The 22,446-nt window shown below is 68.0% G+C and carries 18 protein-coding genes; 4 read left to right on the top strand and 14 right to left on the bottom strand.

Annotated elements, in window-relative coordinates; all coding sequences use genetic code 11:
- Window positions 1-5 precede the first annotated feature (5 nt).
- The 3 genes from atpA to C4N9_RS11175 form a co-directional block, all read right to left on the bottom strand.
- Window positions 6-1,544: a F0F1 ATP synthase subunit alpha gene (gene atpA / locus C4N9_RS11185; protein WP_109533409.1), complete on the bottom strand. Its 1,539-nt coding sequence runs from the start codon at window positions 1,542-1,544 to the stop codon at window positions 6-8.
- Complete coding sequence (locus C4N9_RS11180) at window positions 1,544-2,104, bottom strand: F0F1 ATP synthase subunit delta (RefSeq protein WP_109533408.1); 561 nt, start codon at window positions 2,102-2,104, stop codon at window positions 1,544-1,546. The genes atpA and C4N9_RS11180 overlap by 1 nt, the downstream gene beginning before the upstream one ends.
- Window positions 2,105-2,483: 379 nt before the next feature.
- On the bottom strand, window positions 2,484-3,260 hold the full coding sequence (locus C4N9_RS11175; RefSeq protein ID WP_109533407.1) for a class I SAM-dependent methyltransferase: 777 nt from the start codon (window positions 3,258-3,260) through the stop codon (window positions 2,484-2,486).
- 106 nt (window positions 3,261-3,366) lie between these two features.
- Between C4N9_RS11175 and gloB the strand changes: the two genes are divergently transcribed.
- A complete protein-coding gene (gloB, locus tag C4N9_RS11170) occupies window positions 3,367-4,119 on the top strand; it encodes a hydroxyacylglutathione hydrolase (RefSeq protein WP_109533406.1) in 753 nt (250 codons plus the stop codon).
- Window positions 4,120-4,339: 220 nt separating this feature from the next.
- A complete protein-coding gene (clpA, locus tag C4N9_RS11165) occupies window positions 4,340-6,658 on the top strand; it encodes an ATP-dependent Clp protease ATP-binding subunit ClpA (RefSeq protein WP_109533405.1) in 2,319 nt (772 codons plus the stop codon).
- Window positions 6,659-6,732: 74 nt separating this feature from the next.
- Here clpA and amaB read toward each other — a convergent pair whose 3' ends face one another.
- Both amaB and C4N9_RS11155 read right to left on the bottom strand, forming a co-directional pair.
- Window positions 6,733-8,235 carry an L-piperidine-6-carboxylate dehydrogenase gene (gene amaB, locus C4N9_RS11160; protein WP_109533404.1) on the bottom strand — a complete coding sequence of 501 codons (1,503 nt, stop codon included), beginning with the start codon at window positions 8,233-8,235 and terminating at the stop codon, window positions 6,733-6,735.
- Window positions 8,236-8,377: 142 nt separating this feature from the next.
- Entirely contained in the window at window positions 8,378-9,082 is a 705-nt protein-coding gene (locus C4N9_RS11155; protein ID WP_109533403.1) for a corrinoid protein, read from the bottom strand.
- 157 nt (window positions 9,083-9,239) lie between these two features.
- Here C4N9_RS11155 and C4N9_RS11150 point away from each other — a divergent pair, with 157 nt between their 5' ends.
- On the top strand, window positions 9,240-10,349 hold the full coding sequence (locus tag C4N9_RS11150; RefSeq protein ID WP_210404017.1) for a PA0069 family radical SAM protein: 1,110 nt from the start codon (window positions 9,240-9,242) through the stop codon (window positions 10,347-10,349).
- Window positions 10,350-10,404: 55 nt separating this feature from the next.
- Here the strand turns inward: C4N9_RS11150 and C4N9_RS11145 are convergent, their stop codons facing one another.
- From C4N9_RS11145 to C4N9_RS11115, 7 genes are all read right to left on the bottom strand, one after another.
- A complete protein-coding gene (locus C4N9_RS11145) occupies window positions 10,405-10,677 on the bottom strand; it encodes a glycine zipper 2TM domain-containing protein (protein WP_109533402.1) in 273 nt (90 codons plus the stop codon).
- Between the two features lie 158 nt (window positions 10,678-10,835).
- Entirely contained in the window at window positions 10,836-11,414 is a 579-nt protein-coding gene (gene scpB / locus C4N9_RS11140; RefSeq protein WP_245902528.1) for an SMC-Scp complex subunit ScpB, read from the bottom strand.
- 101 nt (window positions 11,415-11,515) lie between these two features.
- Complete coding sequence (locus C4N9_RS11135; RefSeq protein ID WP_109533400.1) at window positions 11,516-12,328, bottom strand: segregation and condensation protein A; 813 nt, start codon at window positions 12,326-12,328, stop codon at window positions 11,516-11,518.
- 37 nt (window positions 12,329-12,365) lie between these two features.
- Window positions 12,366-13,346 carry a glycoside hydrolase family 3 N-terminal domain-containing protein gene (locus C4N9_RS11130; RefSeq protein ID WP_109533399.1) on the bottom strand — a complete coding sequence of 327 codons (981 nt, stop codon included), beginning with the start codon at window positions 13,344-13,346 and terminating at the stop codon, window positions 12,366-12,368.
- A gap of 7 nt (window positions 13,347-13,353) precedes the next feature.
- On the bottom strand, window positions 13,354-14,706 hold the full coding sequence (locus C4N9_RS11125; RefSeq protein ID WP_109533398.1) for an SPOR domain-containing protein: 1,353 nt from the start codon (window positions 14,704-14,706) through the stop codon (window positions 13,354-13,356).
- Between the two features lie 106 nt (window positions 14,707-14,812).
- Window positions 14,813-16,555, bottom strand: coding sequence for an arginine--tRNA ligase (argS, locus tag C4N9_RS11120; protein ID WP_109533397.1), 1,743 nt, complete (start codon window positions 16,553-16,555; stop codon window positions 14,813-14,815).
- A 171-nt stretch (window positions 16,556-16,726) separates the two neighbouring features.
- Window positions 16,727-17,926 carry a deoxyguanosinetriphosphate triphosphohydrolase gene (locus C4N9_RS11115; RefSeq protein ID WP_109533601.1) on the bottom strand — a complete coding sequence of 400 codons (1,200 nt, stop codon included), beginning with the start codon at window positions 17,924-17,926 and terminating at the stop codon, window positions 16,727-16,729.
- A gap of 203 nt (window positions 17,927-18,129) precedes the next feature.
- Here C4N9_RS11115 and C4N9_RS11110 point away from each other — a divergent pair, with 203 nt between their 5' ends.
- Window positions 18,130-18,459, top strand: coding sequence for a HesB/IscA family protein (locus C4N9_RS11110; protein WP_109533396.1), 330 nt, complete (start codon window positions 18,130-18,132; stop codon window positions 18,457-18,459).
- A 118-nt stretch (window positions 18,460-18,577) separates the two neighbouring features.
- Here C4N9_RS11110 and C4N9_RS11105 read toward each other — a convergent pair whose 3' ends face one another.
- Together C4N9_RS11105 and C4N9_RS11100 are read right to left on the bottom strand one after the other, a co-directional pair.
- Window positions 18,578-20,257, bottom strand: a complete 1,680-nt coding sequence (locus tag C4N9_RS11105; protein WP_109533395.1) for a cation:proton antiporter — start codon at window positions 20,255-20,257, stop codon at window positions 18,578-18,580.
- A gap of 8 nt (window positions 20,258-20,265) precedes the next feature.
- Window positions 20,266-22,290: a divergent polysaccharide deacetylase family protein gene (locus C4N9_RS11100; RefSeq protein ID WP_109533394.1), complete on the bottom strand. Its 2,025-nt coding sequence runs from the start codon at window positions 22,288-22,290 to the stop codon at window positions 20,266-20,268.
- Window positions 22,291-22,446: the final 156 nt, after the last annotated feature.

Raw genomic sequence — 22,446 nt, 5'->3', positions numbered from 1 at the left:
CGCCCTCAGGCGAAGTCTTTCGCGTATTCGTCCAGCGCGGCCTTGATCTTGTCTTCCAGCTCGCCCTTCACCTTGCGGTCGTTATTGGTGATGTCGGCCAGAAGATCGGCATGTTTGCCACGCAGATGGGCCAGGAGACCCTTCTCGAAACGGCTCACGTCCGACACCTTGATCGGGTCGAGATAGCCGTTGGTGCCAGCATAGATCACGCAGACGATTTCCGCGTTGGTCAGCGGCGAGTATTGCGGCTGCTTCATCAGCTCGGTCAGGCGGGCACCCCGGTTCAGCAGGCGCTGCGTCGCGGCGTCCAGGTCCGAACCGAACTGCGCGAAGGCGGCCATTTCGCGGTACTGGGCAAGCTCCAGCTTGACCGGACCGGCGACCGATTTCATCGCGTTGGTCTGAGCCGACGAACCCACGCGCGACACCGACAGACCGGTGTTCACGGCCGGGCGGATACCCTGGTAGAACAGGTCGGTTTCCAGGAAGATCTGGCCGTCGGTGATCGAGATCACGTTGGTCGGGATGAAGGCCGACACGTCGCCGCCCTGGGTTTCGATGATCGGCAGCGCCGTCAGCGAGCCCGCGCCGTTTTCCTCGTTCAGCTTGGCCGAACGCTCCAGCAGGCGCGAGTGCAGGTAGAACACGTCGCCCGGATAGGCTTCACGCCCCGGCGGACGGCGCAGCAGCAGCGACATCTGGCGGTAGGCCACGGCCTGTTTCGACAGGTCATCGTAGATGATCAGCGCGTGACGGCCGTTGTCGCGGAAGAATTCCGCCATCGCGGTCGCGGTATAGGGCGCGAGGTACTGCATCGGCGCAGGGTCCGAGGCGGTCGCGGCGACGATGATCGAGTATTCCAGCGCGCCGTTCTCTTCCAGCTTCTTCACCAGCTGGGCGACGGTCGAGCGCTTCTGACCCACGGCGACGTAGACGCAGTAGAGCTTCTTGCTCTCGTCGTCGCCGGCGGCGTCGTTATAGGTCTTCTGGTTCAGGATCGAGTCGAGCGCGATCGCGGTCTTGCCGGTCTGACGGTCACCGATGATCAGCTCGCGCTGGCCACGGCCGACCGGGATCATGGCGTCGACCGATTTCAGGCCGGTGGCCATCGGCTCGTGCACCGATTTCCGGGGGATGATGCCCGGTGCCTTGACGTCGGCGATGCGGCGCTCGGAGGCGTCGATCGGGCCCTTGCCGTCGATCGGGTTGCCCAGAGCGTCGACGACGCGGCCGAGCAGCGCCTCACCGGCGGGCACGTCCACGATGGACTGCGTGCGCTTGACGGTGTCGCCTTCCTTGATGTCGCGGTCCGAGCCAAAGATAACGACACCGACGTTGTCGCGCTCAAGGTTCAGCGCCATGCCGCGGATCCCGCCGGGGAATTCCACCATCTCGCCGGCCTGGACGTTGTCCAGCCCGTGGACACGGGCGATACCGTCGCCGACCGAGAGAACGCGGCCGACTTCGGCCACTTCGACTTCCTGGCCGAAGTTCTTGATCTGCTCCTTGAGGATCGCAGAGATCTCAGCTGCTTGGATACCCATTATCCGACCTCTTTCATGCTGTTCTGGAGGGCCGCGAGCTTTGACTTGATCGAGGTGTCGATCATCTTCGAGCCCACTTTGACAATCAGGCCACCGATGAGGCTTTCATCGACGGCGACATTCAGTTTCACAGTCTTTCCGATGCGCGCTTTCAGCGTCTCGGCCAGCTGGTCCGCCTGCGCCTTGGTCAGCACGCTGGCCGAGGTCACATCGGCGGTCACTTCGCCTTTTTCCTCGGCGACCATGCGGCGCAGTTCGGCGATCAGGGCCGGCAGGGCGAACAGGCGGCGGTTCTGGGCCATCATGCCCAGCGTGCCCGTCATGATCTGCGACAGGTTCATTTTCGATGCCAGCGCGGTGACCGCGCTGCGCGTGTCGTCACGGCTGTAGACCGGCGACGACAGGACCGCGCGCAGGTCGGCACTGTCGTTCAGAGCGGCTTCCAGCGTGTCGAGATCGGATTCGAGCCCGGCAAGCGCCGAGCTTTCTTTCGCCAGTTCGAAGACGGCGGTGGCATAGCGTGCAGCGATGCCGGTGGAAATCGAAGCAGGTTCGGACACGTCCACCCTTTCGAGTTAGTACGCCCTTTGGCCTCGCGCCAGGCCGGGGCGTGGTCTGGGTGCTCGAAGACAGGGCGCGGCACCTCAAATTCGGTGCGGATGTAGCAGAGCATTCCCGGTCTAGCAACCATCAACGAGTCGTGAATGGGGGCCTTGTTAGCGCTTAGTCCGGGGGGCGCAGGACAGATTGTCGCAACCCGGCGGCTTTCCCGCGCAAGAATGGCGCCGCGGCGCAGAAAGCCCCGCATGTCAACGCCTAATCCGCGTCCCGAGGGGCTAAATTCGCCGCAGACCCGCCCAGACTTCGCGCGTTAAAGATTCGGCGTGGATTCGCGCTTGTCACCGCAGCGGCGCCGGCCTTCGTCCCAGCGCCCGGCACTCAGCGGTTATGCTCGCTCTCAGGCGGGCGGCGCCAGGCGGGCTGGGCGCCGCTTACCGGGATCCCTTCGAGCACACGGAGAGGCTTGCGCTCGGCCACCCGCAACCCGCGCGGCGGGGCGGTATCGCGGCGCATGATCTCGACCATCAGCACCCCGCCCAGCCGGTCCGGGCCCCAGCGCCCCCCTGCCCGTTCGAGCGCGCGCGCCGAGCGCAGCCAGAAGCGCCGCGACGAGGGCGGGAAGAACAGTGCCGAGGTATGCGCCGAGCAGACGAAATCCGCCTCGCGCATCAGCCGCTCGATCTGGCCGCGCGAATAGGGCCGCCCGAAGCCGAACGGCGTGAGATCCGAGCGCGCCCACATCCCCCCGCGGCTGGGCACCACGACCAGCGCGCGCCCCTGCGGCGACAGCACGCGGTGCATCTCGTCCAACAGGGCCAGCGGCATCTCGCAGGTTTCCAGCCCGTGCATCACCACCAGCCGGTCGATGCTGTCATTGGCGAGCGGCCAGCGCGCCTCGTCGCACAGGACGGAATGGTTGGCGCCCTCGGCGGGCCAGTGCATGACCCCCTGCGGCGCGGGCATCAGCCCGATCACGCGTTCGGCCACGCCCAGGAACGGGCGCAGGATCGGCACCGCGAATCCGTAACCCGCCACGTTCAGCCCGCTGACATCGCCCCAGCGCTCGACCACCCGGTCGCGCACACCCTTCTGCGCCGCCCGCCCGAGCTGGCTGCGATAATAGAAGTCCCGCAACTGGTGTACGTCGAGATGCATGATCCTCGGTAACGGCGCTGTGTTTCACCCTTGACGGGGGCGTTCGAGACTGCACCCTGCCCCATCGCATCCCCTTTGCAAAGCCGCGAATGACGCAGGAGTTCCCATGACCATCGAGATCGTCCGCTGCCTTCAGGACAATTACGCCTATCTGGTCCATGACCCGGCCACGGGCGAGACCACCCTGATCGACGCCCCCGAAGCCGCGCCGATCCTGGCGGCACTCAACCGGCTCGGCTGGTCGCTGAGCCGGATCTACATCACCCACCACCACAACGATCACATCGGCGCGGTGCCCGAGCTGGTCGAGAAAACCGGCGCCAAGGTCTACGGCGCCGAGGCCGATGCCCCCCGGCTTCCGCCCCTCGATCACGCCTTCGCCCCCGGCGACACGCTGCCCGGCGGGGCCGAGGTGCTTCACGCGCCCGGCCACACGATCGGGCATGTCGCGTTTCATTATCCCGACCGTGCGGCGCTGTTCTCGGCCGACAGCCTGATGACCCATGGCTGCGGCCGGCTGTTCGAAGGCACGCCCGACCAGATGTTCGACACGATCGAGCGGTTCAACCAGCTGCCCGACCAGACCCGCATCCTATCAGGCCATGATTATGCCACCGCGAATCTGGCCTTCGCCGCGAAATACGCGCCCGACCCCGATGCGCTGGCCGCGCGGCAGGCCGAATTGCCGGTCCTGGCCGAGAAAAATCTGCCCACGACCGGCACAACCCTTGAAAGCGAACGGCTTCTGAACCCATATCTGCGCTGTCACCTTCCCGAGGTGGCCAAGGCGGCCGGCGTTCCCGGCGGCTCTGCGCGCGACGTTCTGGCGGCGATCCGGCGTCAGAAGGACAACGCGTAACCGCCGCATTGTCAGGCGATGTCACGGGCGAATATGACGCCTCAAAAGGCATCAAACTGAAACGTGACGCATTTCTGTAGCAGAAAACACTTGAAGCGCCGCCGGGAAAACCAAAGTTTAATTACATGGACCCACCCTGTGGTGGCCCGGACCCGGCGGGCATCCTTCCGCCGATCCGCCCCTGCGGCTCACACGCCGCGCAAGCTGAAGGAGCAAGACCGTGCCCTCGTTTTCCGCGACCCTCGAACAGGCGATCCACGGCGCGCTGGCCCTGGCCAATACCCGCCGGCACGAGCTTGCCACGCTCGAGCATCTGCTGCTCGCGCTGATCGACGAACCCGAAGCCGCCCGCGTCATGCAGGCCTGTAACGTCGATATCGACGAGCTGCGCAAGACGCTCGACGATTTCATCGATGACGACCTTTCCACGCTGATCACCAATGTCGAAGGCTCCGAAGCGGTGCCCACCGCCGCCTTCCAGCGCGTGATCCAGCGCGCGGCGATCCATGTTCAAAGCTCGGGCCGCAACGAAGTCACCGGCGCCAATGTGCTGGTGGCGATCTTTGCCGAGCGCGAATCGAACGCCGCCTATTTCCTGCAAGAGCAGGACATGACCCGCTACGACGCGGTCAACTTCATCGCCCATGGCGTGGCCAAGAATCCCGGCTTCTCCGAAGCGCGCCCCGTCTCGGGCGCCGAGGAAGGTCAGGGCGAGGCGCAGCAGGCAAAGACCGATCCCAAGGATTCGGCGCTGGCCAAGTTCTGCGTCGATCTGAACGCCAAGTCCCGCAAGGGCGATGTCGATCCGCTGATCGGCCGCTCGGCCGAGGTCGAACGCTGCATTCAGGTGCTCTGCCGCCGGCGCAAGAACAACCCGCTTCTGGTGGGTGATCCCGGCGTGGGCAAGACGGCGATCGCCGAGGGTCTGGCCAAGAAGATCGTCGACGGCGAAACCCCCGACATCCTGGCCGGCTCGACCATCTATTCGCTCGACATGGGCGCGCTGCTGGCGGGGACCCGCTATCGCGGCGATTTCGAAGAGCGGCTGAAAGCCGTGGTGAAAGAGCTTGAAGAGCATGAGGACGCCGTCCTTTTCATCGACGAGATCCACACCGTGATCGGCGCCGGCGCGACCTCGGGCGGGGCGATGGATGCCTCGAACCTGCTGAAACCCGCGCTGCAGGGCGGCAAGCTGCGCTGCATGGGCTCGACCACCTACAAGGAATTCCGTCAGCACTTCGAAAAGGACCGCGCGCTCAGCCGCCGGTTCCAGAAGATCGACGTGAACGAACCTTCGGTCGAGGACTCGGTGAAGATCCTGATGGGTCTGAAGCCCTATTTCGAAAAGCACCACGACCTGCGCTACACCAATGATGCGATCCGCACCGCGGTCGAACTGGCCTCGCGCTATATCAACGACCGCAAGCTGCCCGACAAGGCGATCGACGTGATCGACGAAGCGGGCGCGGCGCAGCATCTTCTGGCACCCACCAAGCGCCGGAAAACCGTGTCGCCCAAGGAAATCGAGGCCGTGGTCGCCAAGATCGCCCGCATCCCGCCGAAAAGCGTGTCCAAGAACGACACCGAGATGCTGCGCGATCTGGAAACGACGCTCAAGCGCGTGGTCTTCGGTCAGGATTCGGCCATCGAACAGCTCAGCTCGGCCATCAAGCTGGCCCGGGCCGGTCTGCGCGAGCCCGAAAAGCCGATCGGCAACTACCTGTTCGCCGGTCCGACCGGCGTCGGCAAGACCGAGGTGGCGAAACAGCTGGCGAACACGCTGGGTGTGGAGCTTTTGCGCTTCGACATGTCGGAATACATGGAGAAACACGCGGTCTCGCGACTGATCGGTGCGCCGCCGGGCTATGTCGGCTTCGATCAGGGCGGGCTTCTGACCGATGGCGTCGACCAGCATCCGCATTGCGTGCTGCTGCTTGACGAGATCGAAAAGGCCCACCCGGATGTCTACAACATCCTGCTGCAGGTCATGGACCACGGGAAACTGACCGACCATAACGGTCGCCAGGTCGATTTCCGCAACGTGATCCTGATCATGACCTCGAATGCGGGCGCCGCCGAACAGGCCAAGGCCGCGATCGGCTTCGGGCGCGACCGGCGCGAGGGCGAGGACACCGCCGCCATCGAGCGGACCTTCACGCCCGAGTTCCGCAACCGTCTGGACGCGGTGATCAGCTTCGGCCCGCTGGCCAAGCAGACCATCTTCAAGGTCGTCGAGAAGTTCGTGCTGCAGCTCGAAGCGCAGCTCATGGACCGCAACGTGACCTTCGAGCTGACGGACGAAGCAGCCTCGTGGCTGGGCGAAAAGGGTTACGACGACAAGATGGGCGCGCGCCCGCTTGCCCGCGTGATTCAGGAAAACGTCAAGAAGCCGCTGGCCGAGGAACTGCTGTTCGGTCGCCTCACCAAAGGCGGTCTGGTCCGCGTGATCGTGCGCGACGACAAGATCGCGCTGGAGATCGAGGAATCCGACAAGCCCCGGCTCTCGGGCTCGAAACCGCCCCTTCTGACGGCGGACTGATCTTCGACCGGTTCAACGTAAAAGGCGCCCCTCGGGGCGCCTTTTTTCATGGCCTATCAAGCGGTTGACGCTGCTCAGACGTCGAATTTGACGCCCTGTGCCAGCGGCAGCGCGGCCGAGTAATTCACCGTGTTCGTCGCGCGGCGCATATAGCCCTTCCACGCATCCGAGCCGCTTTCGCGCCCGCCGCCGGTCTCTTTCTCGCCCCCGAACGCGCCGCCGATCTCGGCGCCCGACGGGCCGATATTCACATTGGCGATCCCGCAATCCGACCGCTGCAGGAACTCCTCGGCCTCGCGCAGATCCAGCGTGAAGATGCACGAGGACAGCCCCTGCGGGACATCGTTCTGCATGGCGAACGCGTCTTCCAGGTCGTCGTAGCCCATCACGTAGAGGATTGGCGCGAAAGTTTCCTCGCGCACCACCTCGGTCTGGCCCGGCATCTCGACCACCGCCGGCGCGACATAGGCCCCGCCCTCGGGCGCGTCTTTGGCGGGCTCGCCGCCATGCACGGTGCCGCCATCGGCGCGCGCGCGCTCCAGCGCCGCCAGCATCCGGTCCCGCGCGTCGGCATCGATCAGCGGGCCGACCAGCGTACCCGCCTTGCGCGGATCGCCGATCGGCAGCGTCGCATAGGCCGCGACCAGCCGCTCGACCAGCGCCTCGCGGACGGAATTATGCACGATCAGCCGCCGCAGCGAGGTGCAGCGCTGCCCCGCCGTTCCCACCGCCGAGAACACGATGGCGCGCACCGCCATGTCCAGATCGGCCGAGGGCGCGACGATCATCGCGTTGTTGCCGCCCAGCTCCAGAATGGTCCGCCCGAAACGCTTGGCCACTTCGGGCCCGACGATCCGCCCCATCCGGGTCGAGCCGGTCGCCGAAACGATGGGCACATCGGGCGACGCGGTCAGCGCCGCGCCCAGATCCGCGCCGCCGATCACCACCTGCAGCAGCCCTTCGGGCGCATCGCCGAAGCGCGCGACGGCCCGCGCGAAGATCTTCGCGCAGGCCAGCGCGGTCAGCGGCGCCTTCTCGGACGGCTTCCAGATCACCGGATCGCCGCAAACCAGCGCCAGCGCGGTGTTCCACGACCACACCGCGACGGGGAAGTTGAACGCGGTGATCACCGCCGCCGGCCCCATCGGATGCCACGTCTCGCGCATCACATGGCCGGGACGCTCGGACGCGATGGTCAGCCCGTAAAGCTGCCGCGACAGGCCCACCGCGAAGTCGCAGATGTCGATCATCTCCTGCACTTCGCCCAGCCCCTCGGAGACGATCTTGCCCGCCTCCAGCGTCACCAGCGCGCCCAGGGCGTCCTTGGATGCGCGCAGCTCCTCGCCCAGCAGGCGGATCAGCTCGCCCCGGCGCGGCGCGGGCACCCGGCGCCAGGCGTCGAAGGCGGCGCCCGCCTGCGCGATGATGGCGGGCATGTCGTCCACCGGCGTCTCGGCCAGCCGGGCGATCTCGGCCCCGTCGATGGGGCTGGTCACCGCGAGCGTGCCGCCCGCGAGCTCGGCCTTGTCGAAACCGCAGGCAGCGAGGATCTCGGCAGCGGAGGAAAGTTGGGTCATGAGGGTCTCCGGTATCAGGTCGGGCAGAGGATAGGCAGCGAGCGCGCCGGACGAAAGGGGGGGCGCACCACAAGCGCGACCGCAATACGAAAAAGGCCCCCGACGGAGCGGGGGCCTTGGGGATCGCCGGTGATGATGGCGCTCAGGCGCGCGCGGTACCCTGGTTGTGCTTGCGCGCGACCAGCGCTTTCGCGGTTTCCACCGCGACGGCGGCATCGCGGCAATAGGCGTCCGCACCGATGGCCCGGCCGAATTCGTCGTTCAGCGGCGCGCCCCCCACCAGGATGATGAAGTCGTCGCGCATGCCCTTTTCCTTCATCGTGTCGATCACGACTTTCATATAGGGCATCGTCGTGGTCAGCAGCGCCGACATGCCGAGGATATCGGCGCCTTCGGCTTCCAGCGTCTCGATGTATTTCTCGACCGGGTTGTTGATGCCGATATCGACGACTTCGAACCCGGCGCCTTCCATCATCATGCCGACAAGGTTCTTGCCGATATCGTGGATGTCGCCTTTCACGGTGCCGATCACCATCTTGCCCATGCGCGGTGCGCCGGTTTCGGCCAGCAGCGGCTTCAGGATGGCCATGCCCGCCTTCATCGCGTTGGCGGCCAGCAACACTTCGGGCACGAACAGGATCCCGTCGCGGAAATCGTGGCCGACGATGGTCATACCGGCGACAAGGGCCTTGGTGAGCACGTCGTAGGGGGTCCAGCCGCGTTCGAGCAGGATGTTGACGCCCTCTTCGATCTCGTCCTTGAGGCCGTCATAGAGGTCGTCCATCATCTGCGCGACGAGATCGTCGTCACTGAGCTCGGACAGGATGATGTCTTCGTCCTCGGCCATGGCAAGCTTCCCTGATTAAAGGTCTTTCGACACTGATTGCGGCAGAACATGTTTCGTCACTGCGCCATTCACGACATGCGCCGTCTGAAAGGCGACAACAAGGGGCGGTTTGGCAACGGGACTTGAAAATTGTTCATGTTATGTTCAGATCATTTTCATGTCCCGGAAACCCGCAACCCCTCCCCTGCCCGATCTGCTGAAGGATCCGACCCGCCGCGCCCGCGCGCGGGGCACGCTGGCACAGCCCGCGCCGCGATTCGACGCCCAAAGCCGGCACTACGAGAATGACGGCTGGGATCTCCCCGACGACACCCCGGATGTCACGCGCGAGGTCCGGCTGGAAGAGCCGCGCAGCGCGATATCCTGGAACCAGTCGCCCGATCTGGGCTTCGACCGGGCCGTCAATGCCTATCGGGGCTGCGAGCATGGCTGCATCTATTGCTATGCCCGCCCGACGCATGCCTATCTTGGCCTGTCGCCCGGGCTGGATTTCGAAACCCGGCTGATCGCCCGCCCGAATGCCGCCCAGGTGCTGGAGCGCGAGATCGGGCGCAAGGGCTACAGGGTGCAGCCGATGGCGCTGGGAACGAATACCGACCTGTGGCAACCCATCGAGGCGCAGCACCGCATCGCGCGCTCGATCCTTCAGGTGCTCAGCGACTGGAACCACCCCGTCACGATCACCACGCGCGGCGCGCTGATCGAGCGCGATATCGACATCCTTTCGGACATGGCGCGGCGCAACCTGGTCGATGTGGGGATCACCGTGACGACACTGGACCCCGCGCTTGCCCGTGCGATGGAGCCCCGCGCGCCGACGCCCGCGCGCAGGCTCGCGATCATCCGCGCGATGGCTGGGGCGGGCATCCCCGTGCGGCTGATGATGGGGCCGATCATCCCGGGCCTGACCGATCACGAGGCCGAGGCGATCCTGAAAGCCGGGCGCGACGCGGGCGCACGCTCGGCCTGGTGGGCGTTATTGCGGCTGCCGGGCGAGGTGAATGCGCTGTTCCAGGACTGGCTGCACGAGAACCGTCCGAACCACGCGGCGAAGGTGATGAAACTGCTGCGCGAGATGCGGGGCGGTCGCGATTACGACCCGGCTTTCCATGCCCGGTTCCGGGGACAAGGCGCCTATGCCGAGCTTCTCGCCCAGCGGATAGAGAAAACCCGCACGCGGCTGGGCTATACCAAGATCCATCCGGATCTCGATTGCGGACAATTCCGCAAGCCGCCGCGCGCGGGGGATCAGCTCAGCCTGTTCTGACCTGTCGCACGGCCCCGTGGGCCGGTCGGGTCAGCCAAGGGCCGCCGGGCCGCGATCAGACGCAGGCGCCGGTGTAATAGGTGCCGTCGCCGTTCGAATAGGCGCACTGACCGGTGTTCTGGTTGCGCGCGACCAGCGCACCGGCAGCAGCGCCGCCCAGAGCCGCGACGATCGTCCAGTTCGGGTTGGCGTTCAGCGCGTCGGCAAGGATCAGACCGCCCGCAGCGCCGGCCAGACCGCCCAGAGCCGTGCGTTCGTTGTTCGACATGGTGCAGGCGCCGAGGCTGAGGCTGGCAATCGCTGCGGTGGCGAGGATCATGGATTTCATGGAAGTCTCCTGTTCGTGAACACGGCGTAAACGCGCGCTGATGCAACAAGTTCCACGAAACAATCGCACTATCGAGGGTAAAGCCGCGACACGCGCCCGCATGGGCGGATTGCCGCCGGGCGATCCGTCGCGCAGACGGCATGGCCCGCGCGTCGGGTTCAGTCCTCGAACAGCTCGGTCTGGCCGGGATCCTCGGGCTCGTCCTCGTCGTCGGACAGTTGCGCCCCGGGCATGCCCCGGCTGTCCAGAAGCCCCGCCTCGCGCAGCTCTTTCAGCCCCGGCAGGTCGCGCGGCGTCTCCAGCCCGAAATGATCCAGGAAATCGCCCGTCACCACGAAGGTCAGCGGTCGCCCGGGCGTCATGCGGCGGCGCCCGAAACGGATCCAGCCCATCTCCATCAGCTGGTCGATCGTGCCCCGCGACAGCGACACGCCACGGATTTCCTCGATCTCGGCGCGGGTGACGGGCTGGTGATAGGCGATGATCGCCAGCGTCTCGATGGCCGCGCGGCTGAGCTTGCGCTGCTCGACCTGCTCGGTCCGCATGAGCCAGCCAAGATCCGCCGCCGTGCGCATCGCCCACGCATCCCCCACCCGCACCAGATGCACGCCGCGCCCGGCATAGCGGTTGCGCAGATGCACCAGCGCCTCGGCCACGTCGCAGCCCTCGGGCAGGCGCTTCGCCAACTCGGCCACCGTCACCGGCTCTGCCGAGGCGAACAGCACCGCCTCGATCATCCGCTCCTGCTCGGCGATGGGCGGCACGGGGAACAGGCCGGGCGTCGCGTTGGGATCGGCGCCGGTCTGGGGAAGGTCGTCGTCGGTCTCGGTGTCGGTCATCACGGATCCTGTATCCGGTCGTCGCCGCGCCCGTCCTGCCGGGCGCGAACCCGGATCGGCGCGAAAGTCTCGGATTGCTGAATATCCAGCCGGCCCTGCTTGGCCAGTTCCAGCGACGCGGCAAAGGTCGAGGCCAGCGCCGAGCGTCGCCGCGACCCCGCCACGCGCCAGCCGGGCGGCAGGAAACCTGCCAGATCCGACCAGCTCATCGTCTCGCCGATCATCCCGCGCAACCGCTCCAGCGCGGTTTCCAGCGGGTAGATATCCGTGCGGTCGAAGGCATAGGGCCGGAAATCGTCGCGCGTCCGGAGCCGGGCATAGGCCTGCACCAGTTCCAGCAGGGTCGCCGTATGCTGCGTGCGCTTCTCGATGGCGTGGGTTTCGGGCGCGCCGCGGGCAAAGAACTCGCGGCCCAGCCGGTCACGCCCCATCAGCCGCCCCGAAGCTTCGCGCATCGCTTCCAGACGTTCCAGCTGGAAGGCCAGGTGGGCTGCCAGATCCTCGGCGCTTGGCCCCTCTTCGGTGGGATCGGGCGGCAGAAGCAGACGCGATTTCAGGAAGGCGAGCCACGCGGCCATCACCAGATAATCGGCGGCCAGTTCGATCCGGAGCGCGCGCGCGGCCTCGACGAAGCGCAGATACTGCTCGGCCAGTTGCAGCACCGAGATCTTGCGCAGATCCACCTTCTGGCGGCGCGAGAGCGTCAGCAGCAGGTCGAGCGGCCCCTCGTAGCCGTCGACATCGACGATGAGCGCCTCATCGTCGAGCCGGGCGGCAATGGCATCGCCCGTCTGCGGCGCGGCGTCGGTCATGCTGGCAAGCTGCCTTCCGGTGTTCGGGCCGAATGTCTCAGGCCGTGCGGGTCAGGCGTTCAAATTCGGCATTGGCGGCGGCGATGTCAATCGGCTCGGGCGCATGGCGCGCGGCCAAAGCCCGCCCGGCGCGCTTTGCCGCCTGCCCCTCAAGCAGCCCCACCGCCGCGACGACGCCCGTCATCTCGGCCAGATCGCCCGAACAATGCAGCGCGATATCGCAGCCCGCCGTGATGGCCCGCGCGGCCCTTTCCGGGATGGAGCCACCCAGCGCGTTCATGTTCAGATCGTCGGTCATCAGCAGACCGTCAAATCCCAGAACCTCGCGCAGATGGCGCAGAACGACCGGCGAATGCGTGCCGGGCTCCTGCGGATCGAGCGCCTCGTAGACCACATGCGCGGACATCCCCAGCGGAAGATCGGCCAGCGCCCTCACGGGCACGAAATCCCGCGCCTCCAACGCGCTCAGCGAGGCATGACACCGCGGCAGGTCGACATGGCTGTCGGCATTCGCCGCGCCATGGCCCGGCAGATGCTTTATGACCGGCAGCACGCCGCCCGCCAGCATCCCCTCGGCCGCCGCGCGCGCGATCCGGGCCACGGCCTCGGGCGCCTGCGCCCAGATCCGGCGCTGCAGGAAAGGATGCGTGTCGGGCCCCGCCACATCGATCACCGGCGCGCAATTGCCGTCGATCCCGTGGCGGCGCAATTCATGGGCCATCAGCCGGTGCCTGAGCCGCACCGCCGCCTCGCCCCCCGCCTGCGCCGAGGCGTCGGGCCAGTCCCGCGCCAGGGGCGGGCGCAGGCGCTGCACCGTGCCGCCCTCCTGATCGACGAAGACGGGCGCGTCCCAGCCGACGATGTCGCGCAGGCGGTCGGTCAGCGCGCGAAGCTGCGCGCTGTCCTCAATATTGCGGCGAAACAGGATGAACCCCCACGGATCGGCGTCGCGGAAAAGCGCCGCCTCGCCGGGCAGCACGCGCGGCCCCGAAAGTCCCAGGATGACCGCCCGACGCATCAGCGCATCACCGGATCAGCGTCGGGATGCAGTCCAGGTTCTCGGCGATCAGCATCGAGCAGAAACGCCGCGCCTCGGGCTCGTCGGCGAAACCGGCCGCGCGCAGGCGGTAGAACACCCGCCCGCCCGACGTCGCCGCCTCGACCACACGCCCGCGATCCTCGAGGAAGGCGGGGAAGCGCTGATTGATCGAGTCCCAGGCCCGGCGCGCCGAATCCTCGTCCTGATAGATGCCGAGCTGCACCAGCCGGGTGCCGGGCGTGAGCGAATCGGGGTCGATATCGGTCACATCGGGCGCGCTCAGCCGCGTCACCAGCTCCTGCAACAGCGCTTCGGCCTGCTGGTCGCCCGCCCCGCCGGTCTGGGACGCCACTTGCGTCGGTTCAGGGGCGGCCACCGGCTGCGCCGGGCGGCTTGCCGCCTGCGCCACGGCCTGCGCGTTGCGCGCGCGCGGCACCGGCGAGCGGGACACGCCCGGCACCGAGGCCGGAACCAGGTCCAGCGGTTCAGCCCGTGCGGCGGCTGTCTGCACCGTTGCGGGGGGCGCATCGCTCATCGCCTGCGCGATGGCGGCGCCGACCGCGTCGGGCGCGGTGATCGGGGCCGAGCCGCTTTGGACCTGCCGCCCGGTCAACTCTTCGCCCGCGCGGTCCTCGTCGGCAAGGCTCGCGGGCGGGGGCGCCAGCGCGATCTCGGCGCTGCCCTCGGAGTCGGATTGCGCGGCGACGGCATTGACCGCCAGCCCCTGATAATTCGCCTGCCGTCCGCCCGGATCGTCGGGCGAGGTCCGGATCGGCCCGGCCAGGGCGCGGATCACCGGCACCCCGGTCACGTCGCGCACCATCAGCCGATAGGACCACACACCGACGCCCACGACCAGCGCCACCGACAACAGCGCGCCGATGACGTTGACGGCCCGGACGGCCCGGTTCCGGCCCCCGCCTGGGGGCGGCATCGACGCCCCTCCTCCGGAACCCGAGCCGCCATGGACCGGCCCGGCGGGCGGCACCGCCTGTGGGGCATAGCCCGCCGGGGCCGGCTGGACCGGCTGCGCCGCGGGATAGGGCGGCGCATAGCCCGAAGGCGGCGGCGCGGGATGGGGATCGGGATGCGGCGCAGGCGCATAGCCCGCCGGTGCCCGAGGCGCCGGATAGGAGGCCGGATGCGGATAGGCCTGATAGACCGGCGGCGATGCCGGATAGGGCGCCGGATGGGGCGCCTGCTGTGGGAACGGCGCGGCGCGTGCCGGGGCATAACCCGTCACGGGATCGCGCGTGCGCACAACCCCTGCCCCGTTGCCCGAATACGGATTCGGTTGCGGACCGGGGGGTGCATACCCCTCGTAAAACCCATGTGCCATGCTCGCCTCACAAACCCGCCGGATTTTTCCGGTCTTGGCCTACATTCGAAAAACCCCGCCACGATGTGCCTGTCCGGGGTCTCCAGTCGAGCGCCAGCCTGTATTTTCAGCGCATTTCGTCGACCGGAGTGACACCAAGGATAGCAAGACCGGCAGAAATAACAACGCCAGTCGCGCGGGCCAACGCGATTTTGGCGCCCATTGTGGCCGGATCGTCCTGCACGAAGCGCAAAGAGGGCTCGTCATTGCCCTTGTTCCAGTGCCCGTGCAGATCGGCGGCCAGCTCGGTCAGGTAGCCCGCGACGCGATGCGGCTCATGCGCGCGCGCGGCGATTTCCACCTGGCGCGGCCAGTCGGCCAGCTTGCGGATCAGCGCGATCTCGGCGGGATGGTCCAGCCTGGACAGATCCGCGCCAGCCAGCGCCGCGTCCGAGGTATCCACCCCCGCCTCGCCCGCCTTGCGCAGGACCGAGGCCACGCGGGCATGGGCGTATTGCACATACCAGACCGGGTTGTCGCGCGATTGCTCCAGCACCTTGTCGAAATCGAAGTCCAGGGGCGCGTCGTTCTTGCGCGTGAGCATCACGAAGCGGGTCACGTCCGCCCCCACCTCGTCGACCACATCGCGCAGGGTGACAAAGGTGCCCGCCCGCTTCGACATCTTGAAGGGCTCGCCGTTCTTGTAAAGCTTCACCAGCTGGATGAGCTTGACATCCAGCGGCACGCGCCCGTCCGACAGCGCCGCCACCGCCGCCTTCATCCGCTTGACATAGCCGCCATGGTCGGCGCCCAGAATGTCGATCAGCACGTCGAAGCCGCGCTGCACCTTGTCGTCGTGATAGGCGATATCGGGGGCGAAATAGGTCCAGGCGCCGTCCGATTTCTTCACCGGGCGGTCGACGTCGTCGCCATGCGCGGTCGACCTGAAAAGCGTCTGCTCGCGCGGCTCCCAATCCTCGGGCGTCTTGCCCTTGGGCGGCTCCAGCACGCCCTCGTAGATCAGCCCCATGCCGCGCAGCCGGTCGATCGCGGCCTCGATCTTCCCGGTCCCGTACAGCGCCTTTTCGCTGGAATAGACGTCCATGCGAACGCCCAGCGCGTCCAGATCGGCGCGGATCATCGCCATCATCGCCTCGGTCGAGCGCTCGCGGAACACCGGCAGCCACTCGCCCTCGGGCGCGTTCAGGTAACGCTCGCCGAACTCGGCCTTCAGCGCCTCGCCCACCGGGATCAGGTAATCGCCGGGATAAAGGCCCTCGGCGATCTCGGGGCTCAGCCCATGCGCCTCGCGGTAGCGCTCGAAGGCCGAGCGCGCCAGCACGTCGACCTGAGCGCCGCCATCGTTGATGTAGTATTCCCGCGTGACGTCGTAGCCCGCGAAATCCAGAAGTGCGGCCAGCGCGTCGCCCACAACGGCGCCGCGCGTATGGCCCACATGCATCGGCCCTGTCGGGTTGGCCGAGACGAACTCCACATTCACCTTGATGCCCGCGCCCAGCCGCGCGCGGCCGAAATCCCGGCCATCCGACAGCACCGCGCCCACGACCTTCTGCCAGGCGCCGGGCACCAGCCGCAGGTTCAGGAACCCGGGCCCCGCCACCTCGGCCGAGGCCACGCGCGGATCGCCCGCCAGCCGGCTGGCCAGCGCCTCGGCGATCTCGCGCGGCTTCAGACCGGCGGGCTTGGCCAGCACCATCGCCGCATTGGTCGCCATGTCGCCATGCGCCGCGTCGCGCGGAGGCTCCACGGTCACGTTGGCGGTCTCGAGCCCCGCCGGAAGTTCGCCCGCCCCGGCCATCGCCGCCAGGCAATCCAGCACCAGTTCACGGATATCGGTAAAGAGGTTCATCGTCGCGTCCTTTGCTGGCTCTGCACTACCATGGAAACTGCCAAGGTCAACACGGGCCCGACCCTGCCTGCGGCGCGCTCCTCATTTCATTCTGCTGCAAATACTCATCCGGCGGATCCCGCAGGCGCGACCGGCGGATTGAAGTCCCCGGCCCTCATCCGGCCCCACCCGTCACCCCGAAACGATATACCGCGTGAAGCGCGCCGAATCCGATCCCAGCAGCCGCGCATGTTCCTGCAGCGCGAAACGGTCGGTCATGCCCGCCACGTAATCGCACACGATCCGCGCCAGCGCCGCCTCGTCGCCCGCCCGGGCCACATCCCCGCGCCATTCCTCGGGCAGCGTCGCGGGATCGCCCATATACAGCGTGAAGAGATCGCGCACGACCTCCGTCACCTCGGCGCGCATCGCCACCACCCGCTCGGCGCGGTACATCCGGGTGAACAGGAAGTGCCGGATCACCTTCAACTCCCGGAACAGCCGGTCGGAAAAGCGGATGATCTTCGTGCCCAGATGCCGCACCGCATCCGCATCGGCGGGCTCGGCCGCCTGCAGCCGCGTATTGGCCACCAGGATCACGTCCTCGACCATCACGCCGAAAACCCGCCGCAGCGCCTCGTGACGCCGCCGCATCCTGTCGAGCCCCGGATACTGCGCGTCCACCTCGGCGAAAGCCGGCCCGGTGATCGGCAACGCCATCAGGTCCTCTTCCGAGAACAGCCCCGAGCGCAGCCCGTCATGCAGATCGTGGTGGTTATAGGCCACGTCATCGGCGATGGCCGCGACCTGCGCCTCGGCGCTGGCATAGGTCTGCAGCCACAGATCGTGCTGCGCGTTATACTCGGCCAGCGCGACCGGCAGCGCGTCTTTCAGCGGGCTGCCATCGGCGGCAAGGATCGGCCCGTTATGCTTGGCGATCCCTTCCAGCGTCTCCCATGTCAGGTTCAGCCCGTCGAAATCCGCGTAATGCCGCTCCAGCGCGGTAACGATCCTCAGCGCCTGCGCGTTGTGATCGAACCCGCCATAGGGCGCCATCAGCTCGGACATCGCGTCCTCGCCGGTATGGCCGAACGGCGTGTGGCCCAGGTCGTGGGCCAGCGCGATCGCCTCGGCCAGGTCTGTGTTCAGACCCAGCGCCCCCGCCAGCGTGCGCGCGACCTGCGCGACCTCGATCGAATGCGTGAGCCGCGTGCGGTAATAATCGCCCTCATGCTCGATGAAGACCTGCGTCTTGTGCTTGAGCCGCCGGAAGGCCGAGGCATGGATGATCCGGTCGCGATCGCGCTGAAACGGCGAGCGGAAGGTCGAGATGCGCTCGGGGAACAATCGGCCCCGGCTTTGGGCCGGGTCGGCGGCGAATGGGGCGGTCACGATGTCCACGGGCGGGCGCCCGGCTCCTGTCACGATACATGGGTGACGGCGCGAAAGCCGCCTTTTGCCCGCCTATAACAGCGCGCGCGCCCCAAGACGAGGGGGGCAAGGGAAGCGACAATCGCCCCTTCCCCTTGAGAGCCGGGCCAAGTCTCACTACCTTGCCCGGTAACGACGTTCCCCATGCCGAAAAGGCCCCGCCCATGCTCAAGCTTCCGCCCCGCGTCACCGACCGTGCCTTCGACCGCCTCGCCGAGATCGCCGAGAATGCCGGCGGGCCCCAGGTGCTGCGCGTCGCCGTCTCGGGCGGTGGCTGTTCGGGCTTTCAATACGAGATCACGCTCGACGCGCCCGAGGACGAAGACCTCGTGCTCGAGGGCAAGGGTCAGCAGGTGGTGATCGACCCCGTCTCGCTGCCCTTCCTCGAAAACGCGGTCATCGACTTCACCGAGGAACTGATCGGCGCGCGCTTCGTGATCGAAAACCCCAATGCCAGCTCCAGCTGCGGCTGCGGCATCAGCTTCTCGATGTAAGCGCCACATCCGCCCGCGCTGCGCCGCGCGCCCTCATCTTTGTTCCCCAAATATCCTGGGGGTCCGGGGGCAAGGCCCCCGGGCGCTCGCAACCGGCGCAAGGCCGGGCTGCGGGCGCCTAACGGCACCCCTCGGCGATCTTCTCCGCCGCGCGTTCCGCCGCATCCTCGAAGGGCGACAGGACCAGCGTCGCGCCCAGCACGCGCAAGGCGTCGGCCTCGCTGCGCTGATGGACCGTGACGGCGATTTCGCCCTCGTAGCCCGCCGCGCGCAACGCGTGCAGCAAGGCGGGATGCGAGGACGCCTCGCTCAGCCCGCCGCGCCCGGGCGGCACCGCCGAGATCACGGCCCTCACCCCCCGCAGCGGCAGATGCGCCACGAATTCGGGATCGGTGGCATCGCCGAAATGCGCGTCCAGCCCCTTGGATTGCCAGTTGCGCAGCGCCTCGGGGTCGAAATCGACACCCAGCAGCCGGTAGCCGCGCGCTTTCAGCCCCTCGCCGATCCGGCAGCCATAACGCCCCAACCCCAGCACGAGGATGTCGTAGCCCGCGCCGGGCCGGTCGGGGCTGTCTTCGGCTCCCTCGCGTGTCTCGCGCCGCCGTTCCAGCGGTTTCAGCAGCGGCTCGACCCACGCGTGCAGCCGGTGGGCGTACCCGATCCCATAGACCGAGACCGCGATGGTGATGAGCGCGATCAGCGTCACCAGCGAGGCCGCCTCGGCGCCGACCAGTCCCATTCCCGCGCCCATCGCCATGAAGATCAGCCCGAATTCCGAGATCTGGCCCAGCGTCACGCCCGCCAGAAACCCGGTGCGGGTGCGGTAGCCCATCGCGTGGGTCAGGCCCAGCACGATCAGCGGCTTGCCCAGAAGCACGAAGGCCGACAGGATCAGCGCCGGCCCCACCTGCGCGCCCAAGCCATTCAGATCGAGCCCCGCGCCGAGGCTGAGGAAGAAAAACAGCAGCAGGAAATCGCGCAGCGGCGCCAGCCTTGCACCGATCGCGTCGCGAAACGGGGTCGAGGCCAGCGACACCCCGGCGGCCAGCCCGCCCAGCTCCTGCCCCAGCCCGACCATGTCGGCGATGGCGGCAAAGCCCGCGGCCCAGCCCACGGCGAAGATCACCACCAGCTCCGGCGCCCTGGCGATCCGGGCCAGCAGCGGGGCGGCCAGCCAGCGCATGAAGACCCAGACCACGCCGATCATGCCCAGCGCGCCCGCCGCCATGACCAGCGGGCTTGCGCCATGGCCGCCTTCCGCCCCCGCGCCGCCCGCGCCGCTGGCGGCCACCACCACCATCGCCGCTACGACAACGATATCCTGCACGATCAGGATGCCCAGCGCGATCCGCCCGTGCAGCGCGTCGATCTCGCGCTTGTCCGACAACAGCTTGACCACGATGATGGTCGAGGAAAAGGCCAGCGCCAGCGCCACATAGATCGCCGTCGTCCAGTCGAAGCCCATGAGCCGCGCCAGCACCGCGCCCAGCCCGGTGCTGAGCGCCACCTGCCCCAGCCCCGCGACGACGGCCACCGCCCCCAGCGAGCGGATCAGCCCGACATCCAGCTTCAGCCCGACCAGGAACAGCAGAACCGCGATCGAGATCTGGCTCAGAAGGGCGATGAACGCTTCGGATTGCACCAGCCCCAGCGCCTCGGGTCCCGCAAGGATCCCCGCCGCGATGAAGGCCACGACCAGCGGCTGTCGCAGCGCAAGGCCCACAAGACCAAGCCCCGCCGCCATCAGCACCAGAAGCGCGATCTCCAGGAAGACCGGAGCGAGAGAAGCGTCATGCATGGCGCGGCCTATGGCGTCCCGATCAGCGTCGTGCTGACGGGCGTCAGCGCGACGCCCGCGCGTCCGGACCCGGCGGCGAAATCGGCAAGCTCGGTCATCGTTGCGCGGTTCGCCGCGTCGCCCATCACGACGATCCCGTCCTGACGCAGCGCCTCGAACGCCGCGCGGTCGATCAGGCGGCGGATCGTGAACTCGCCCTGATCCTCGTCATCGAGCGCCCGGTAGACCGAGGTCGCGGGCAGGCCATTGCCGCGCGCCGCCTGCAGGAAGGCATCGAGCCCGTTGCGCAGGGCGACGACGCCGTAGCCGTAGGGCGCGATCATCCCGGCGAAATCGCGCGCCAGCGGCGCATTCGCCCCCAGCCCATTGATCGGCACATCCACGAACAAGGCCGTTTGCGGGAATTCGCGTTGCCAGAAATCGAGCGTCAGCGCGATATCCGAGGCACTGGCCAGAGCCGGCAGCCGCGCCGCGCGCAGGGCGATCTCGTGACCCGCGTCGCGGTAGGCGCGCGCGCGGCGCGGCGCGTCGGCGTCGAACGGGTCGAGCGCAATGGTCACCGGCACCGGCAGCGCCAGAACGCCGGTCTCGGCCTCGGGGCTGTCGATCAGCACCACGCCCAGCGGCCGCTGGTCGGGCTGTATCTCGGGCGTGGCGGCAAAGCGCCGGATCGCGGGCGCGTCGGGATCGGCCTCGGGCGCGGCGCTCCCGGCTGCGTCGGGCGACACGACGATGGTCTCGCCGACGCCGGGCAGGCGCCCGCCCCCGCTTCCCAGCCGCCGCACCGCCGGATCGTCCCCGTCGCCCGGCCGACGCACGGTCACGTCGGGCGTGCCCGAGGGCATGTCGCTGACCCGGGGCAGCGCGGTGGCTGCGGGCGTGTCCGCACCCAGCAGCGGTTCGTTCGCGGGCATGGTTTCGGCGGGCACCGGCGCAAGCGCGTCAAGGCTTTCGCGCGCCGGCTCGCCGGGTTCGGCATCCTCGGCAGCGGGGCTTCCGGGCGCCATGGTCTCGGGGGTCGAATCCGGGGCCGTGCTTTCCGAGCCCGTCTCCGGCGTTTCGGTCTCGGGGGTTTCGATCTCCGTTGTATCAGTTGCTGGCGCTTCGGATACCGGCGCTTCGGTTTCTGGCGTTTCTATCGTTGCCTCAGGTCCGGACTCGAGCGAGGCGGGCGCCGGGGCGGTGTCCGGTGCCGGGCGGGACGCGGTTTCAGGACGTGCCGCGACCGGCGCCGCGGCGTCGTCATCCGGCGCGGCGGCGACCGGCTCGCTGTCGCTGTCCATCTCCGCGCCGCCTGACCCGACCGCATCCGCCGTCCCGGCGGCCGTGCCCACATCGGTCGCTGGCATTTCGGGCGATGGCGTCTCGCTCGGCTGTGTTTCCGTGGGCGGCGCGTCGGTCTCCGCCGGTTCCGTCATCGGAGCTTCGGTCGTGGCCGCCACAGCATCCGGGACTTCGCCTTGAAGATCGTCGGGTTGCAGGTCGTCGGCCTGCCGAGCGTCTGACGACCTATCGACCACCCCCTCCCCCGACGCCCCCGGATCCGTCGCCGGCGCGCCCGCACCGGTCGCGCCCTCGCTCGCCGCGGCCTCTTCGGATGGAAGCGGTGCCTCGTCCGGCAGATCGTCGCCATCCCCGCGCGCCGCGTCAACCGGATCCGTCCCGGCGCCGCTCTCGCCACTCTCCGACGCACCCGGCGCGTCTTCCCCCAGAACCGGCGCGGCGGGTTGACTGTCCTCCATCAGCTCGACCGCCTCGGGCAGGGCCTCGCCGCGAACCGGGGATATGTCCTCGCCGCGTCCTGCCGGGGCCAAGGCCCCCGCGTCCGGCTCCGCCGGCGCGACGGGTTCCGACAGGCTCGGGCGCGCGCTGTCCTCGGCATCGGCTGCGGGCGGCACGGGGTCCGGCGCCGGTGCCACAGGCGCGGTCCCCGCGCGCTCGGGCGCCTCGACCGGAATGGCCAGCGACAACACGGCGAAACCCAGCCCGAAGCTGATCACGCCCACGACGATTCCCTTGATGAAACCGGACATCTGCCCTTGGTGCCCCCGTCTTTTGCCCCACTATACCGCGATGGTTAAGACGTTACACCCCCGCACGACTCGGTCGCGGGACGCCCGCGCTTCACCGATACCCGGTCGATAGGGGGCTGCTACGGGGCTGCCACGGGGCTGCGGGCTTGACCACCT

Source organism: Pararhodobacter marinus (assembly GCF_003122215.1).
GTDB classification, from domain to species: domain Bacteria; phylum Pseudomonadota; class Alphaproteobacteria; order Rhodobacterales; family Rhodobacteraceae; genus Pararhodobacter; species Pararhodobacter marinus.
Note: the sequence above shows the minus strand (reverse complement) of the source record. Positions and strands in the feature narration are given on the sequence as shown.